The 17,629-nt window shown below is 32.0% G+C and carries 18 protein-coding genes; 6 read left to right on the forward strand and 12 right to left on the reverse strand.

All coding sequences use genetic code 4. The features are described 5' to 3' along the window. Nucleotides 1-98: 98 nt before the first annotated feature. From GvMRE_RS08810 to rpmH, 4 genes are read right to left on the reverse strand one after another with little or no spacing between them, the layout of a single operon-like run. The gene (locus GvMRE_RS08810) at nucleotides 99-1,592 is read right to left on the reverse strand and encodes an ATP-binding cassette domain-containing protein (RefSeq protein WP_147410829.1); all 1,494 of its coding nucleotides are present in this window, start codon (nucleotides 1,590-1,592) and stop codon (nucleotides 99-101) included. A gap of 31 nt (nucleotides 1,593-1,623) precedes the next feature. Then, nucleotides 1,624-3,054, reverse strand: a complete 1,431-nt coding sequence (gene gltX / locus GvMRE_RS08815) for a glutamate--tRNA ligase (RefSeq protein ID WP_147410830.1) — start codon at nucleotides 3,052-3,054, stop codon at nucleotides 1,624-1,626. Next, the gene (locus GvMRE_RS08820) at nucleotides 3,026-3,688 is read right to left on the reverse strand and encodes a hypothetical protein (RefSeq protein WP_147410831.1); all 663 of its coding nucleotides are present in this window, start codon (nucleotides 3,686-3,688) and stop codon (nucleotides 3,026-3,028) included. Before GvMRE_RS08820 ends, gltX begins: the two co-directional genes overlap by 29 nt. Before the next feature lie 7 nt (nucleotides 3,689-3,695). Continuing rightward, entirely contained in the window at nucleotides 3,696-3,824 is a 129-nt protein-coding gene (rpmH, locus tag GvMRE_RS08825; protein ID WP_147410832.1) for a 50S ribosomal protein L34, read from the reverse strand. 237 nt (nucleotides 3,825-4,061) lie between these two features. Between rpmH and rplB the strand changes: the two genes are divergently transcribed. From rplB to rpmC, 6 genes are read left to right on the forward strand one after another with little or no spacing between them, the layout of a single operon-like run. Then, entirely contained in the window at nucleotides 4,062-4,916 is an 855-nt protein-coding gene (gene rplB, locus GvMRE_RS08830) for a 50S ribosomal protein L2 (protein WP_147410833.1), read from the forward strand. Between the two features lie 11 nt (nucleotides 4,917-4,927). Continuing rightward, complete coding sequence (locus GvMRE_RS08835) at nucleotides 4,928-5,197, forward strand: S19 family ribosomal protein (RefSeq protein ID WP_147410834.1); 270 nt, start codon at nucleotides 4,928-4,930, stop codon at nucleotides 5,195-5,197. Nucleotides 5,198-5,206: 9 nt separating this feature from the next. After that, nucleotides 5,207-5,575: a large ribosomal subunit protein uL22 gene (locus tag GvMRE_RS08840; RefSeq protein WP_147410835.1), complete on the forward strand. Its 369-nt coding sequence runs from the start codon at nucleotides 5,207-5,209 to the stop codon at nucleotides 5,573-5,575. After that, entirely contained in the window at nucleotides 5,575-6,219 is a 645-nt protein-coding gene (gene rpsC, locus GvMRE_RS08845) for a 30S ribosomal protein S3 (protein WP_147410836.1), read from the forward strand. The genes GvMRE_RS08840 and rpsC overlap by 1 nt, the downstream gene beginning before the upstream one ends. Continuing rightward, complete coding sequence (gene rplP / locus GvMRE_RS08850) at nucleotides 6,206-6,652, forward strand: 50S ribosomal protein L16 (protein ID WP_147410837.1); 447 nt, start codon at nucleotides 6,206-6,208, stop codon at nucleotides 6,650-6,652. The genes rpsC and rplP overlap by 14 nt, the downstream gene beginning before the upstream one ends. Next, a complete protein-coding gene (gene rpmC, locus GvMRE_RS08855; RefSeq protein WP_147410838.1) occupies nucleotides 6,639-6,866 on the forward strand; it encodes a 50S ribosomal protein L29 in 228 nt (75 codons plus the stop codon). Before rplP ends, rpmC begins: the two co-directional genes overlap by 14 nt. Before the next feature lie 148 nt (nucleotides 6,867-7,014). On the opposite strand, the gene GvMRE_RS08860 is transcribed toward rpmC, so the two are convergent. From GvMRE_RS08860 to GvMRE_RS08895, 8 genes are all read right to left on the reverse strand, one after another. Next, nucleotides 7,015-9,183: a preprotein translocase subunit SecA gene (locus tag GvMRE_RS08860; protein WP_147410839.1), complete on the reverse strand. Its 2,169-nt coding sequence runs from the start codon at nucleotides 9,181-9,183 to the stop codon at nucleotides 7,015-7,017. 10 nt (nucleotides 9,184-9,193) lie between these two features. Beyond that, nucleotides 9,194-9,388: a hypothetical protein gene (locus GvMRE_RS08865; protein WP_147410840.1), complete on the reverse strand. Its 195-nt coding sequence runs from the start codon at nucleotides 9,386-9,388 to the stop codon at nucleotides 9,194-9,196. Between the two features lie 39 nt (nucleotides 9,389-9,427). Further along, nucleotides 9,428-9,922, reverse strand: coding sequence for a hypothetical protein (locus GvMRE_RS08870; protein ID WP_147410841.1), 495 nt, complete (start codon nucleotides 9,920-9,922; stop codon nucleotides 9,428-9,430). Between the two features lies 1 nt (nucleotide 9,923). Then, the gene (locus GvMRE_RS08875; RefSeq protein ID WP_147410842.1) at nucleotides 9,924-10,400 is read right to left on the reverse strand and encodes a Panacea domain-containing protein; all 477 of its coding nucleotides are present in this window, start codon (nucleotides 10,398-10,400) and stop codon (nucleotides 9,924-9,926) included. A 28-nt stretch (nucleotides 10,401-10,428) separates the two neighbouring features. Beyond that, nucleotides 10,429-10,659, reverse strand: coding sequence for a hypothetical protein (locus GvMRE_RS08880; protein ID WP_147410843.1), 231 nt, complete (start codon nucleotides 10,657-10,659; stop codon nucleotides 10,429-10,431). A 143-nt stretch (nucleotides 10,660-10,802) separates the two neighbouring features. Further along, complete coding sequence (locus GvMRE_RS08885; protein WP_216361642.1) at nucleotides 10,803-11,216, reverse strand: hypothetical protein; 414 nt, start codon at nucleotides 11,214-11,216, stop codon at nucleotides 10,803-10,805. Next, the gene (locus GvMRE_RS08890) at nucleotides 11,182-11,559 is read right to left on the reverse strand and encodes a helix-turn-helix domain-containing protein (RefSeq protein ID WP_147410845.1); all 378 of its coding nucleotides are present in this window, start codon (nucleotides 11,557-11,559) and stop codon (nucleotides 11,182-11,184) included. The genes GvMRE_RS08885 and GvMRE_RS08890 overlap by 35 nt, the downstream gene beginning before the upstream one ends. Before the next feature lie 190 nt (nucleotides 11,560-11,749). Then, nucleotides 11,750-17,623 (reverse strand): Ulp1 family isopeptidase, encoded by a 5,874-nt coding sequence (locus GvMRE_RS08895; protein WP_147410846.1) that lies wholly within the window; start codon nucleotides 17,621-17,623, stop codon nucleotides 11,750-11,752. Between the last annotated feature and the right edge of the window lie 6 nt (nucleotides 17,624-17,629).

A 17,629-nucleotide genomic window follows, 5' to 3' on the forward strand; every position in this document is an offset into this window, starting at 1 on the left:
AAGTAGCGGTCGTGGGAGGTTGCCAAAATTGGCCCAGGAAAATTTATTAGTTGGTTTTCAATTTTTTCTAAACTTAATAAATCAATTTCTTGATTTTATTAAATTTCTTTATCTGTCTCATGTTTAACATAAATAATTAACTTAATTTTTGCCAACTCCTCTAATTGCTGGTAAAATTTTGTTTGTTTTTCCCTATCCAAAGCATTATCCGCCTCATCAAAAAGAAAAATCGCGGCATTTTTCTTGGTTTTCAGAACGCTATCAATATTGGCTAACTGCTTTTGTCCTGTTGAAACACCTTCAATTAAATTATCATGGGCACAATAAGTAGTATTAATTTCTCGCCAATGTTTTAAATTTATATCTTGGTGGAGGTTATAATTTTTACCTTGAATGTCCGTAATTATTACTTCCCCGCTGTCGGGATTTACTAAGCCCAAAATAAGATAAATAATTGTGCTTTTGCCTTTTCCATTTTCACCACTTAATCGATTTATTTTTTTAACCCAAAAAGTTTCATTATAGTTTTGGAGAACTCAATTTTGGCTGGATTTATACTTAAAACTTACATTTTTGAAACTAATAGATTTAATTTCACTAGTTAATTTTAATTTCTCTAAATTATCGTTTTTTTCTGGTAGTTGGAGAAAGTTATTAATTCTCTGAACCGAAGCACTGTAATTTCCATAAGTTAAACAATTAGTAATAATTATACCAAACCAGTAACCGATAGACCAAAATAAAACTAAATTTAATCCGGTCAGAATGCTAACTATCAACAGAGGGAAAGCAATCATTAGACGAAAAGGTAAATTATTCCTAAGAGAAAGAAGCCTATTAGAAGAAAGTTTAAATTTCTCATTTTTTTTGCGTAAATGTTTTTCTTGTTTTTCATAATGAGAATTTAGTCCCATTCCCTCAATTAAATTTCCTTTGTTAACTTCTTCATTAATCAATAAGGAGTATTTAGTTCGTTTCTCTTTGTATTTTTTTTCATTATTAGCAATGGCTCGACCAAAAAAATAAAGAATTATCGCAATCAAAATCATTCAGCCTAGGAAAATAAAACTTATTCCCCCTACGTAAATGCTAATAAAGTAAAGAATAACCAAAGTAGTAGCCACCAAAGTATCCCGCACTAAAAATTCTCAATTATTACCGACATTTTGGGCGTCTGTTTCAATTAGTAGGCTTAATTCCTTACCATGACTGGATTTTTCTTCAAAAGTTAAACGGCGAAATTTATTTAACAACTTGCTTTCTACATAATTAGAACCTTTAATTTTTAATTCTTCTTCTCATAATCCTAAAAGGTATTCAAGAAAAAAACTAAATGTCAATCAGGATAATGCTAAAAGGAAATATTCCCTACTACTTAATTTAATAATAAATTTTTGGAGAAAATCGGGAAGTAAAAGGGCGTAGTTGTTGTTCTCTCCTATTGCTTCGTTAAGATTTGAAGAGCGAACAATATTAGTGATAGTAAGCATAATAGGTCATCATGCTAATACTGCTGATATGGCAACTAAATAATTGCGAATTACTTTTGGCCGAAATTTTTTAAACAGGGTTCAAAAATCTAGTTTTTTCAATTTTGTGTGTGTGTGTGTGTGTGTTGTGACATTATGATTTTAATTTTAATCGCTTCAAAACTTTTTCTTTCCCTAGTAAATAAATGATTTTTGGTAATTCAGGACCTGATTTTTGTCCGGTCAACTTTCTTCTTATCAAGGGAAATAAATTTTTAACAGTTTGGAGGGCTTGACGAACACTTTCTTCTTTTCAATCTTCTAAATTTGTTAATAATTCTTTTGTTTCTTTTAATTTTTCTAATTGAGATAGGGGTAAGTCCAAATCAATTTGCAGTGGCTCTTGGAAAAAATATCTGCTTAAATTAATTAATTCTTGGAAACAATTCAATCGAGGACGAAACAAAAAGGCAATTTTTTGAACCCATTCTTTTTTTTCTTCGGCTAATTGGTATTCTTTTTGTAATACTTTTCAAGACTGTTTTTCAAATTCTTTTTCCTCTAATTGTTGAATATAATAGTTATTGTATCAATTAAGTTTTTCCAAAGTAAAAACTGCTCCTTGGGTGTGTAAACCTTTTAAATTAAAGTTTTCAATGGCTTCTTTTAAGTTAAAAATTTCTTGAGTTATTCCTCTTCCTGGATGCCAGCCTAAAAAAAGCAAGTAATTAATTATTGCTTGAGGTAAATATCCTTTTTGGCGTAATTGATAAATCATTTGAAATTCACTGGTGGTCTGGTCTCTTTTAGAAAGTTTTTGTCTTTCTTTGTTGAGAATTATGGAAAGATGACCAAATTGTGGGGAGTTTCAACCAAGAGCCTTGTATAAAACTAATTGTTTAGCAGTATTTGATATGTGTTCTTCTCCGCGCAAAACATGGCTAATTCCCATTAAATGGTCGTCAATAACTACCGCAAAATTTAGCAAAGGAAAACCATTGCTTCGAAAGATTACAAAGTCTTCAATATCTTTTCCTTGAAAGGTAATTTTTCCTCTAACTAAATCTTGAAAACCATAATCCTTTTCTTGAGGAACTTTTAAACGCAAAACATAAGGTTTTTTTGTTTGAAGAAAATTTTGAATTTGTTCTGGGCTTAATTGTAAACACTTACGAGAATATTGGTAATTAGCCTTTTTTTTGACCAAATATTCTTCTTTTTCCTTGGCTAATTCTTCTTTGCTACAAAAGCAATAATAAACTTTTTTCTTGTCTAGTAGTTCTTGGGCGTATTTTTGATAAATATCGAGTCTCTTAGTTTGTTGGTATGGTCCATGTTTGCTTTCAAAAAAAGGAGATTCATCTGGTTTTAGTCCTAGTCATAACAAATCATTGTATTGGTTATTAATATATTCTTCTTTGCTTCTTTCTTGGTCGGTATCCTCAATTCGCAAAATAAATTTCCCTTGACTTTTTTTGGCTAAAAGATAATTAAATAAAGCAGTTCGGGCTCCACCCAAATGTAATTCTCCGGTAGGGCTAGGAGCAAAGCGGGTTCTAATTACTGAGATGTTTTTTTTGTTCATTTAAGATTTTTTTTTCAATTTTGTTTAGTTTTTGAATAAACTGTACCACCCGTCAAGTAGCAAAAAGAACTGGAATTAAATAACAAATGTAAAATAAAAGTCATTCACTACGTTTTTGTCCTTCTATTTTTTCTATTTTTCATTTCTTGCTTTCATTATTATTTATATCAACTATTTTATATGTTGTTGGACTATCAATTACATTGTAAATTATAAGTGGAATAACCAAAATACCAAATTTTTTTAAGGTTTCTTTAAAAAGTTCATTTGTTTCTTGGGTAAGTCTCATCATTTCGCTTTTTTGTTTGTCTTTCATTGGTGAATCATCTATTTTTAGAGCTAAACGTTGGAGAGGAGTTTTTAAATAAGAAGTAACAATGCTATCAGCGATAAAACAAATTCCTAAGACGGTTGCTGCAATGGCAACCACTCAATATTCTTTAGCACTTAGCCAACTACTCATCTTTTCTTTAAGGAGACTGTCAATTCCTCGAATAAGAATGAAAAAGACAACATAAAGACCTAAACATAAATACATGTTAAATCGTCAACTATTAAATTTATCTCTTATTTCCTCAAAGGCTAATTTTTTCTTTTTCAATTCTTCGCCTTGTTGATTTTCTTCTTTACCCATATATAAATTAAACTGTTAATTGTCAGCGACCTTTTTGGCGACGTCTAACAATTACACAATAGTTTTTTTTCATTCTTTTGCGAAAACCGCATTTTCTTGCCCTTTTAATTTTACTGGGTTGATATGTTCGTTTCATACATATTATATTTTACACTTCTCTTTTCTAATTATGCTTATTTTCATGCATTAACACATTTTTGTAGAACAAGAAGAAGCGTCATTAGTAAAATTATACTTAATTAAACAATTCATTCATCAACATTTAAATTGGAGGTTTTCGTTTTAGATACTTGTTTTATTTTAGTTAATGAGAATTCATAATGATTTTTTAAACTGATGGTTGTGTTTGCATTAAAAATATATTTATACTCTAATGAAAACTCTAAAGCCAACTAACAACGCTCAAAGAAACACTATTTTAATTGATTATCGGCAAAAACTTCATTCGGAGGTTAAAAAATACCCTCGCAACTTATTTAAAAAACTTCCTTCGCATGCCGGAAGAAATAACCAAGGCATAATTACTACTCGCCATCGTGGAGGCGGACACAAAAGAAAATACCCCACTGTTGATTTCAAACGTTATTCAAAAGACAACATTGAAGGAACAATCAAAGGGTTTAAATATAGCCCTTATCATACTTCTTTTCTTTGCTTTATTAGTTATCGTGATGGCAGTAATGCTCTTATTCTTGCTCCTGAAGGATTAAAAATAGGTGATAAAATTTTAAGTGGTAATAGTGAAAATATTCCTATTCAGACCGGAAATAATTTGCTTTTAAAATATATTCCTGCTGGCACTTTTATTCATAACATTGAATTAAAACCCAAAAAAGGCGGTCAATTAGCGAGAAGTGCCGGAAACTACGCGGTTGTTCGTGGTTCTGATGAGGATAAAAGATATATCCAAGTTAAATTGCCTTCCGGAGAAGTTAGAAAAGTTCTTGGTGAGTGTCGAGCAACTATTGGAAAAATGAGTAATGCGGAAAATAACTTAGTGAAAAAAGGAAAAGCTGGCAGGAATCGTTGACGAGGCATTCGCCCTACTGTACGAGGTTCGGCTATGAATCCGGTTGACCACCCCCATGGTGGTGGAGAAGGAAAGGCTCCTATTGGTCGAAAATCTCCCCTTAGCCCCTGAGGCAAAAAGACTTTGGGCAAAAAAACTCGTCGGAAAAATAAACCATCCAATAAATTTGTTGTGCGTTCTCGACACAAAGCAAAGTAAAATAATAATATATGACACGTTCTTCTTGAAAATTGCTAAATGTTGATCCAGAATTAGAAAAAAAGTGCGAAGAAGCTAATCGAGCCGGGAAAGTAGTTATCTTAGAAACTCGCAAAAGAGGAAGTGTGATTAGTGATAAGATGGTTGGTCACAAGTTTCGTATTCATAATGGTAAAACTTTCTTTACCCTTGAAATTACTAATGAACATATTGGTTTTCATTTTGGTGAGTTTGCTCCTACTCGAAAAGTTGGCAAGCATGGAAAGGCAGGAACTCACTAAAAATAAAGTATGAGAAAAAATTCGTCTTCTCCTGAAAGTTTAATTATTCGTTGTCATTCTTTAGCAATTTCTCCCCAAAAAATGCGCCCAATAGTAAATTTAGTCAGAAAAAAAGAAATTGATTATTCTTTAAACACTTTGCATTTTTTACCTCAGAAAGGAGCACGGATACTTCATAAAATTCTTCAAGGTGCGTCTAAACAAGTAGGCAAAAAGCCGGAAAAAGAAAAAAAAATCTTTTACATTAGCCAAATTAGAGTTGACCAAGGAAGCATTCGCAAAAAATTAATAATCCGTGCTAAGGGAAGTGCTAATACTCTCCGACAAGCCACTTCTCACTTATTTCTATGCTTAAGTCCAAAGGAGGAAGGTAAATAATGGGACAAAAGGCTAGTGCTTACGCCTTGCGTTTAGGACTCAATCAGCCCTGGCAGAGCAATTATTTTCCGGTCAAGAAAAAACAAGCCTATTTATTGCAACAAGACTGATTAATTCGTAAGTATCTTTTTTTTCGTTTTCCAGAAATCACTAAAATTAGAATTGAACGGACCGAAGTTGAATTATTTATTTTTGTTCATTCTCCGAATGTTAGTTTAATTACTGGTGAAAGTAATGACAATTCAGACCAAATTTTAACTAAAATTGTCAACATTGTTAACGATAAAAAAAATATTATTAAGTTGCACTTAACAGAAGAAAAAGACTTAGCACAAGCCATTGCTAATGATTTAGCTCGCAAACTGGAAAGTCGGATTGCTTGAAACTCGCTTCGCCATGATCTCCTCAGAAAAATTGCTTATGAAAAAGAAATAAAAGGCATTAAAATTCAAATAAAGGGCTGTTTAGAAAAAGGAGGAATAGCCCAACGTAAGAAAACCAGTCAAGGGAGAATGCCTTCCAGCACTTTAATTGGTTTAGTTGAAGAAGCGAAAGCTGAAGCTCATACTCTTCATGGTCAAATCGGAATTAAGGTTAAAACTTACAAAGGAAAAAAGAAAAAATTAAAATATGTTAATACCTAAAAAAACTAAATATCGCTTTCCCCACAAAATCTCTTATGAGGGAAAAGTTAAAGGAAACAAAGAACTCACATGAGGGGAATACGGTCTCCAAATTCAAGTAGGAGCGTGAATTAAGAATAACCAAATTGAAGCAGCACGGAAAGTAATCGTCCGTTTCCTTCGTAAGGAAGGAAAAATGCGAATTAATATTTTCCCCCATCTCTCCCGTACTAAAAAGCCTTTGGAAGTCAGAATGGGTTCCGGAAAAGGCTCCATTGATAACTGAGTAGCAGTAGCAAAAAATGGGACTATTATGTTTGAATTGAAAGAAGTAAGCAAAGAAGTAGCTAATCAAGCCTTAAAAGCTATCACTTACAAATTACCTAAAAATAAAAAAAGGGACAAAAATATTAAATATCATTACAAAATTGTTGAAAAAAATGAAAGTAAGTAAATCAAAAGACAAAAAAAAACTAGGATTACCTAGTCTAAACGAATTGCAACAAGCCTTATTTGTTCTTAAATTAGAACAGAAAGCTGGTCGGTTGTTAAAAACTCACCAAATTAAAAAAATCAGAAAAGAAATTGCTCGTATTTTAACCAAGCAAAATCAACAAAAGGTAGCAATGAAAATCGAACCTAAAAAGGAAGTTCAGGTTGAAGAGTAGGGAAAAAGCGGAAGTTTCCTGTTTGTCAGGTAGTTTTTTGGTTGTTGATTATTCAGCATTAGTAAATCTTTCCTGATTGTGTATTGTTTTTTTGAAGTTTTTAAAGATTAATTTAATTGCCTGGTTTTTTTCTTGTTTTATTTTATTGCTAACTCGCAGGAGATTTAGGCAAACTATTTAGCAGAATTTGTCGCATTTTTTTGTGAATATGGCGACGGGTAACTTGGAAAAGTTCCGAAGTTTCTCAAAAAAAGGCTTCTTGAGGGTCTTGGGGAAGCCATTGCCTGACATATACTAAGAAGCGAACTTTTTCCAAACTTTCTAAATAATTAGCTCAGGAAAAGTCGATTTCCCGCACCAATTGCGACTTTAAGTATTGTTGAGATTCTGACTGATTAGTTGTCAACTTTTGCTGCAAAACCGTGGCAAAGATATTGGGACTAGTCAGCACTTTTTGACGATAACTGTAAATTGTTTGTCTTTGGTGATTAATTAAAAGGTCATAATTTAAGGTGTATTGGCGTCCAGAAGCATGGGCATTACGAAGCATCTCCTGTGGTTCAGACACCATCATATTAAATCATTTGCCGCTTAAAGGTTTGCGAAAAAGTTCTCGTAAACTACTGCCCTGAAAAATTCTAGCAATTTGTTCTTTTACTTTGTAGTTTTTAATTAATTCATCTTCTAAGGAAACGTAAAATTGGCTCTCTCCAGGATCCCCTTGCCTTCCAGCTCTTCCTCGCAATTGATTATCAATTCGACGGCTAAAGTTTCGTTCTACTCCAATTACTAATAGACCACCCGCTTTGCGGCTTTCTTCGGTTAAAACAATATCAGTTCCCCGTCCGGCCATATTAGTTGAAATAGTTACGGCTCCTAATTCTCCAGCTCGTTTAATAATTTGGGCTTCTTCTCAATGGTTAACAGCGTTTAACTTATGGTGAAAAATTCCTTCTTTGGTAAGCAAGGTTGAAATGTACTCCGAAACATCCACACTGGGAGAGCCCACTAAAATTGGTCGTTTTTTGGTCTGTTCGTTTTTTTTAATTCTTTGAATAATTGCTTGATACTTGCTTTTTTTATTTAAAAAAATTAAATCATCACGGTCTTTGCGGATTAGTTTTCTGTAAGGGCGAATAGCAATTACTTCCATTCCGTAAACTTGACGAAATTCTTCGGCTTCGGTCATTGCCGTCCCAGTCATGCCGGCCACTTTATCAAAAAGACGAAAAAAATTCTGGTAAGTAATTACTGCTGATGATTTACTAGGCGGACTAATAGGAATTCCTTCTTTGCTTTCGACCGCTTGTTGAATACCTGCACTGTACACTCGGTTTGGCACTAACCGTCCCGTTAAAGCATCAATAATGACAATTTTTTTTCTTTCGTAATCAACAATATATTCTACTCCATTTTGATAGAAATGCTTTGCTTTTAGAGAATTATGGAGTAGAAAATTAGTTTCGTGGTGCTTAAAAGAAAAAAGGTTATCAATTCCGTAAAACGTTTCGGTTCTTTTGATTCCTTTAGTGGTTAATCAAAGTTCTTTTTCTTTATTGTCAGTTTTGTAATCTATTTTTTCGACTAATTGCTGAGCCAGATAAGTAGATTTTTGGTGTTTTTCCTTGACTTCTGATTCATCACCCCCTCATCTCTGTGAAATGATTAAAGGATTTTGGGATTCATCAATTAAAATAGAATCTACTTCGTCTAACAGGGCATAGGAAAAGCGTAAGTTATTTTTATCTTCAATTCGGGTTATCAAATTATTTCGCAGATAATCAAAGCCTAGTTCACTGCCCGTAGTGTAAATAATTTTACAATTATCATAAAGTTCTTTTTTTTCTTCGGAACTGTGAGTATTAGAATTAAATCCGGAAGTAATACCAAAAAAATCGAAAATTAGTTTACCTAAATTTCAATCACGATTAGCTAGATATTCATTAACCGTGATTACATAAACCGGCTTACCAGACAGAGCATTTAAGCAGATTGGCAAAAGAGCAGTAAGGGTTTTTCCTTCCCCGGTGTTCATTTGGGCAATATTACCATAATGAAGCACAATTCCCCCAAAGACTTGCGTAGGAAAAAGCAAAAGACCAATTTTTCGGTGAATAACTTCTCTCACCAAGGCAAAAACTGGCACTAAATATTTGTTCAGGTCTTTGCTTTTACGAATTTTTTCTTGCAGAATCACAACTTTTTTTTGTAATTCTTCATTAGTTAAAAGACTGGTTTTCTTTTGACGAGTTAAAATTTCCTTTTGCAAACGACCAAATTTGCGAAGAATAGTTTTTTTTCATAACTGGTCAAACATATAACTAATTTTACTCTATTTTATCTTTTCTTTCTTTAAATTTGCCTTCACAGCGTAAATCAGAGATGCCAATATAATAATTTAAAAATTGGTCTTTTACTATTCGGCAATAATCATCAAAAGCAAAAAAAGTGTCTTCTTTATAAGTATTATAAGTATTTAATAACTGAAAAGGGTCAATAACTGATTGCTGTGCTGTTGTCATAATTTGGTAAACCAAGCATTCAGTTTTATAATTATTATTTTACTTTTTAATTAGTTTTTTGTTTTGTTTTTTTCATTTAACCGTCCAAACTTTATTACAAGTAACAGTTTTTAGAAAACACTTGGCTTCGGCTCCACTAGGATAATTGCTCTTTTTAAAATTATAATGAAACAAATGATTAGGGTCAAGAAAAAGAAATTCAAATAAATGGTCATTGCCAAATTCTTTCAAAACTCCATAAACTCTCCCAGTTCCTTCTTCCTCAATGGCTATTTGATAAACACTGTATAATTTCACCAAGTTGTTAATTTTTCTCTCACTCATTTGCATGTATTTGCCAAGTCTTCGCCGGTCATTTTCTTTAACCAAGTGTCAATGACCACTTATTTTTTTGATTTCTGGTCAAGATTTATTTGAATAATCATTTAACATTTGAAGAAAAGCCAATTGAAAAGAACTATCCTGCTGTATGGAATTGGTGAAATCTGTTTCATGAATACAATGAAGATAAAGATAACCAAAACTAAACTTCATTTTATATTCTTATTTGTTGTTGGGCAAATCTAATAATATCAGCAGTTTCAATCTTATTCTTTTCTAATTCATTATCAAGATTACGACGAGCCAGTTTTCAAGGTTCAGTTTGCACTGCTCCTAAAAGTTTATATTGGTCTTTTTCTTGTTCGATAATTTGATAATCTTTTATTTGTTTTTCACAATGCTTAATAATGTTTTTTTGAGTCAAAGGAAGAGTTTTCTGGAATAATTTTTTCCTGTCTTTATCTTTTCAGTTCTCATTCATGGCATAGAAAACACTTTCGATAACTGGACCACTATTCCATGCCTGTCATTCTTCACTAAATAACAAAATATTTTCTTTCTTTAATACTTCTAAATAAGTTAAATAAATTAAGTCTTGAATAACGCCAATATCCTCAATTCCTTTTTCATAAAAGTATTTAGCCAAAGAAAGAGGCACAATATTTAAGATTTTTGTTTGTTTTTTTTCCATAATCATGATAGTTAATTTTTGCACTAAATTAAAATATCTCCTCTAATTCTGATTCCGAATGACAAGTTGAACATTTTTCTCAGTTACACAGCCTCATTCGGGCTATTTTATAAGAAAAAGTTGTTCCGTTCTTTGAGTGTTCTTTGCTTCCCAAAAAGCCAATGTAATGTTGACCATTGATTTGACAAGAAAGTTTTTCCAATCCTCCTTTTGTTTCGGTTAATTCTATTCAAAAACCGTTATCTTTCTTTGGTTCCATATTTTATTTAAATTATTCTATGGTTTCTTGGCTCAACAAATGGCATTATAACCTTTGGCCATTCCTAAATAAGCAAACACTCATTTATAATGTCAAGTTTCTAAAAATGCTTTTCTCGTTAAGTCTCATCCTGTTTTTACTTTTTAATTAGTTTTTTTCTCTTTTTTATCACGATAAAGTAAATTGATAAAACCAACAAAATTAGGTTCATAATCATCCAAAAAAATAATTATCTTATAAGTTAAGTTGCTTCTTTTATCAATAACTGGCTCATAAGCATAATATTTTCAGTGCTTTTTTTTAGGATGGGTTCCTCGGCTTTCTAATTCTTTTTCATGGAGTTGTTGAACCATGTCACAAATTACTTTATTGTTAAATAATCTATTTTTATCAGGTTTAACTCTTCTTTTTTTACAACCTTTTAAATATTCTTTATTTCTTTTTTGGTAATGATAACTAATTTGAAGTTCACTTCTTTTTATTTCCTTGATTGTAGCATTGATTTTATAAAAACGGCTTATTTTATCGGACTTGGAAACCAATTTTTTCGTTATCATAACAAACTTTTACTTCACAATGTCCTGCTAGTTTTTCCGTATAAGAAATAAGTTCCTCTAAATTAAGATTAGCCAACCGACCAAATAAAACATCATTAGTTTTAGTTTGATTAATGCCTATTTTTTTGGCTAGTTGAGAAGGAGTAAGGTTATTTATTCTCTTATAACGTGAAATACTTTGACAAACATTATATTTAGCCTTGTCGGTTTCACTAGCATCAGGCATTAAGCCGATATTTATTTCTTGGCAATTAGGGTCTGAAAAGTAGTTACTAATCCTTTCAATTTCTTTTTCTGAGGGAAATTCATGCTGCTTTTTGCTTTTTCTCACATTTCTTATCATAATAGAGATTTTTAATGAAATTATTTTGGTTATTGGGTTTTTAAAATATCTCTAATTCTGATTCCGAATGACAAGTTGAACATTTTTCTCAGTTACACAGCCTCATTCGGGCTATTTTATAAGAAAAAGTTGTTCCGTTCTTTGAGTGTTCTTTGCTTCCCAGCTATAGGTTAAAAAAGAAATAAGGCTTTTAACTAACTTTTTTATAATTTTTTATTTTTATTACAGAAATAGCAATAATTCCTCCTAAAGCAGCGATTCCTAGCCCTCCTCATATAAACGCATGATTGCTTTTTTCTAAGTGAGAAGTAGATGATGCTTTTGTTTCTTCAATTTGTTTATTAAGAATAAGGCTTTGCATTTTTTGTGTGTAAGCGACTACTTCTTGTTGTAAAGTTATTTGTTCTAATTCTTTTCAATTATCATCAGGTAATTTTAAATTATTTCGTTGACAAAGTTTTTGAATAAATTCCTTGGAAACTTGTTTGCTTTGGGTTAAAGAAGGGCTTTTCTTGATTAATTCGCAAACCATGGTGAGAAGCAGTTGTTCATTTTCTTTTTCTTGTTTTATCCATTCTTGTTTATTTGAATTAGCCAAATTATTTAGTTCGTTGATTTTAGTTTTTAATTCTTCTTCAACTGGTTTTTCAAGAATATTCTGTGCTTCTTTTTTAACTTTTTCTAAGTCATCTCCGGAAACTTCTTGATTTTGTGTTTCGGGAATTTTTTCTTCTTCCTTAACGATAGCTTTTAAGTAAAATTCTAACAATCTATTAATTTCTTCTTCATCAGTTTCAAAGAGAATTCTTTCTTGTCAATCAGTTGGAATTATTTGGTCTAGAGATTTACCATTGATTTTCTTGTTTTTCCATTCAGTTTCAATTTGTTTAACTGCTGTTTCCTGCAAGTCGCTAATTTTCTCATAGTATTCTTTCTGTGCTTCTTCCCTGGCTAATTTTTCGTTTTCTAACTTTGCTTGGCGATTTCTTTTGGCAGTTTCTAGTTTTTCCCGTGTGCGACCATCACGCAAATCTTGATAATTTAACTGGTCTAAGGAAACTTTTTCAGGGTTATCACTAAGTTCAATTTCTTTTAATAAATCATCATAGGTTTGCTCGCGTTGTGCTAATTCTTTTTCATGTCTATCTTTTTCTTCTTGTTCTTGTTTTTTACGGGTTTCCTGCTCGGCTTTTTCTCTGTTTAACCGTTCGGCTGTTTGTTTTTCTTTCTCTGTTGCTTCTCGGGCTAGTCTTTCAGCTTCCTGACGAGAAATTTCGTTCATCTTTGCTCTATTCAACAAATCAATTAAATGATTACGTTCTTGATTAATCTCAGTTGCAGTAGTTTTAGTTTGAATTCTGTTTTGCCAATTAACACCCAAGATTTCAATTAATGTTTGACCATTAATGTGATTATTGTTTTGATTAGCAATTCAGTAAGTATTCACCGCCGCAATAGCAGTCTTTCATCAACGGAGTCTAGCCATTGACAGGATTTTAAGGGCAATTTTTCGTTTCTTTTCGTCCTGTTCAGCTTCGGCTTCAGTTCAAGCAAAGAAATCTCCAGCCATTCCTTCTGTTGCACCCTCTTCTAAAAGTTTTTCATCATCGATTAAGCCTTTTAGGTGTTCCCGTTGAGCGTTAATAGTGTTTTCGGTGGTTAAAGCCCGAATAGTGTTTTCTCAAGTGTTACCCAGAACGTCGGCTTTGTTTCGGCCGTTCACTTCTTCACCCGTTTTGTTGTCATCTCAGTGCCGGTTTACAGCGGCAATGGCTGCGTTGCGTCAACCGTTAACAGTGTTGGTTTCTGCGACTTTTTCGTTTTGTTCTCTAACCCGTTCTTCTTGTTGTTCCGTTTCTCTATTTCCCTTATTTGCTTTGTTTTTGTTTTTGTTAGTCTCATCAGAAAAGTTACTAAAAGTATTTTGAGTTTTTAATAATTCTCTTTCTTCTTCGATAGAAAATTTAAAGTCTTCTTTGTCGTCTAGACTTCAATCATTAAATTCTTTATCTTGCCGGTATCTTTCTAACAAAGCACGGGTAGCGGCTATTACATAAACTCCACAATCATAACCATTATTTTGCTGAGGCATCTTTTCTACTTTAAGATGATTTTCAATTTCTCCAGCTGAAATGCCCAGTTTAGCAAATATTTCTTTACAAAGAGGTTTAAAATAGGGAAAACTGGAATTACCATATGAATCATAATAGTGAAGAGTCTTTTTACTCTTTTCATAAACAAACAAAGACCAATGATTATTCTCTTTATTGGCAGGAAGAAAAACTAACTCATTTTCATTTAATCTTTTGTTGATTAAAGTATCGATTTTTCGTTCTTTCTCCTCTCGACTATTTCCACTTGCTAAATCTCCTAAATAAAGTGGATCCAATAAAAATACATTTCTTAATTCTCTGTTTTCCTTGAAGGAATCATAGGCTTTTTTTATGTCATCACCCATTAATCATCTATTATTCTCATTAGCAGTATATTCTCTAAATTTATCTTTTAAATCAGCTAAACTAATGCTATTATCATTTAAAACTTGTTCGGGAGATAGTACTATCTCATCGCGCAAATAAGCATAAAATTCAGGTTCTTTGATGGCTTGTTCTTGGTCATTAGAAGCATGAATATTGTTTCAATCACGAGTTTGTTCATAAGTGAAGCCATTTTTTTGTCAGGCTTCGGCTGACTGAGTGGTAAAGTTAGAATTAATGTCTTTTCAATCATAAGAGCCTGATGAACTACTAGGAGAAGTAAAAGAATTTGAACTGCTTGATTCTGGTTCACTGTTTATAGAAATTGTTTTACTATTTTCTTGTTGACTTGACTGTAAAAGAGATGTGAAGCTTCCTTCATTGGTTTTAACTAATTCTTCTTGACGACTTTTTCAAGCATTTTCTAAAACTAAGCGAGTTTTACTCTTTGGTAAATTTGTATAGTCTAATTTGTTTATCCGGTCATCAAAAGTATTAATGGCTTTTTCGGTTGCTTGATTGATATCATTCAGTAAAATATCATAAATGTTTTCTCAATAATTAAGTAAAACTGTTCCATGACTTTCATATATAAAAAACAAAGAACGATTTTGTTCATCATTTTTTATCTTATCTTCAAACTTTACAACTTCACTTTCTCTTGTTTCCTTTCTTTCGTCTAGGTAAAATTGACTAGCAAAAAATAACCTTTTACCTTCTTGAACTTCATTTATCAGTTTATTATTTTTGATTAAATTCTCATTATCGTCATCTCACCCATCTTCATCTGGTCTTTTTAAAGATATAAAAGCTGAGGAAACTCTTCCTGACTCATAAATAACTTTAACTTCAAATACATCGCTTTCCTCTAATTCATCTATAAAATTTTCGTCTTCAAGTTTTAAATTATCTTTCTCAGATTTTCCTAATTTCCTTACTTTTTCAAATACGAAACTAAATTTGGCTTTTTTTCTATCTAACTCAATTTCTTTGTTCCTTTTTCAATTATTCAATTCATTGTCGATTGAGCCTTTTAAGCGGTCTCGTTCACGGTTAATGTCGGTTTGGGTGATGAGAGTGTTAAAGGCGTCTTGCCAGTTATTACCGCCCAGCACAGTGTTTTTGTCTCTTAGTCCATCAGTTTCGTTGTCAATTCAGTGCTGGTTTACTGCTTTAATGGCTATGTTTTGTCAGTTAGACCGAGTTCTAGCATCATCATTTGTTTTTGAATTTTCTTTGTTAATTTCTTCCTCACCGAGCGGGGTCGGTTCTGGTCCACTTGGTTCTGTCCTACTAGTTTGTTCAGTGCTTCCTTCTTCAATTGATTTATGAACAGTCTCTTCTTTATCGTAAATATCTAAGTCTATTGATAGAGGAGTTTCAAAAAGACTAGAACTTTCAACCGTTTCTTCTCTTTTTTCTAATTTATTTGCTATTTTTTCAATAACATTAGTTATAGTTATATTTAAAAATTCATTTAGTTCAGGTTTATATGCTTGTTGATAAGTTAAAATTTTATTAGACAAATCAATTAATTCTTCTCGTGTGAATTCTCTATTTTTAGGCGGAGTTGTTAATTTAGTAAGTAGAGAATTAGTCAAGAGTAAAAAGAATCTTCTTTTTTTAACAGCGTTATCTAAAACTTTTTCATTGTCAATCAAGCCAATTAAATTAACTTTTTCAGTGTTAATGGTTTCTTGCTCGGTGAGAGTGTTAATTTTCGCTTCTCAAGCGTTACCCAAAATGGCGGCTTTATCTTTGCTGTTTAATTGTCCGCCCGTTTGGTTGTTATCTCAGTGCTGGTTCACTGCGGCAATGGCTGCGGTGCGTCGGTCTTCAATCGTGTTAACTTTTTGAGTTTTTTCATTAGTGATTTTAATGTTTCCCCTTAAACAATTTTTTCAATCAAAATCACTTCCTCAATAACCATCTGCTTGTCCTTGGTTGGTCATTTCTTGTATATTAAGCCTGCTTTCTCTAATGAGTTTGGCTAATGAAGTAATTAATTTTTCAGTGTTAACATCAATTTTTTTTTTCTTTTTCCTTGAACTAGTTGAAATTACATTGAAACTATACTCATTTAAGTATAAAATATGTTCGGGTTGTTTACGAAACATTTTACAATAAAGCCTGTTTTTATTATCCTCTGTTAAACTACCACTTTTTGAATGGTCAATTTTTCCAATTAATTCTTGTTTATAATTGTCAATTTCACTTTTCCAATTTTTCTTTCCTAATTCTTCTTTTCAATCTTTGCCAAAAGATTTTTCTTGGAGGTTTTCTATATTGAAATTATTAAATTCTTTTAATTCTTTTGTTAATGCTGCTTTTAATTCTTTATCTTCCAGTTCGCTTTCATTTTTAAAAATAATTGAATTGGGTTCTGTCTCTCTAGCAATTTGTATTGCCTTTGCTAACTTTTCCTCATTTAAGGAAATAATTCCATCTATTTCGTTATCATTTAGAGTAATGGTTTTGGCTCTTAAATCTTTAATTTTTTTATTATTTTCGCTTATTTTGGTTTCCAAGGAGTCAATTCTGTCGTTTAAGTCGGCATCTTCGCTTAATGAATCTTTTAACTTTTCTAATTTTTTTTCATAATTTTTGATTGTTATTTGTAATTTTAATATTTCATTATTCTTTTCTCTTAATTTACCATCTCTCAATTTTTTAATTTCTTTTTTTATTAGTTCTAACTTAACCCTGTTTATAAAAAAATTATCATTGGCTTCTAAACCTTTTTTATTGTCTACTAGCTCTTTAATCTTTTTGTCTTCACTCAAACTTCAAAAGTCGTTTATTTCTTCAATAACTTGATCATAAAGTTCTTTTAAACCGGCAAATTCGACTTCTGGGCTAATATCGTTAATTTCGATTGTTGAACCTTTATTGGCTTCTGAAAATTTCTTAACTTCATCTTCAAGTTCGCGGCTTTTTTTGAAAGCCACTCAATTTACTCCTTTTCCTCCTATTTCCGCATTAGTAATTTTGAAGTAATCAAAGTTAGAATTAGGACTAAATCCTAATTTCCTTTCTGAATCAGTTGCTTTTTTATCAAGTTTTTCGACTACAAAAGGCGAAGTTATTGCCATTTCCTTGAAAAGAGAAGACTTCTCTTCACTAACTTTTTTGTTGCTATTATCTGTTCTCTGTGGTGGTTGTTTTAGCTTAGGTTTTAAATTATTAGGCGAAGGAAGTGGAGTTCCTTTTGATGGAGGAGGAGGCGGCGGAGGTGGAGGAGGTAAATTTCCTTTTGATGGAGGAGGAGGCGGCGGAGGTGGAACATCATCAGACGATGAAGTTGCTGGCGTGCTGCTGTTTACCGAAGCATTTGTGTCGTTGATGGTTGGGCTGGTTAATTTAATTTCATCATCAATCATTTCTATTAAATCATCTCTTTCCTCATTAATTTTTTCGGCGTTCCCAGAATTTTTAATTCTTTTTTCCCAAATTGGACCTAGAAATGTCGATATTGGTTTATTATTGATTTTACCATCGGAGTCGGCTTGCTTCTCTCAATGGTCTTTAACGGCTTTAATAGCTGCTTCTCGGGCATTTTGGAGAGGGTCACTTTTTAAGGATTCCAAATCATC

The sequence above is a fragment of the endosymbiont GvMRE of Glomus versiforme genome (genome assembly GCF_003546845.1).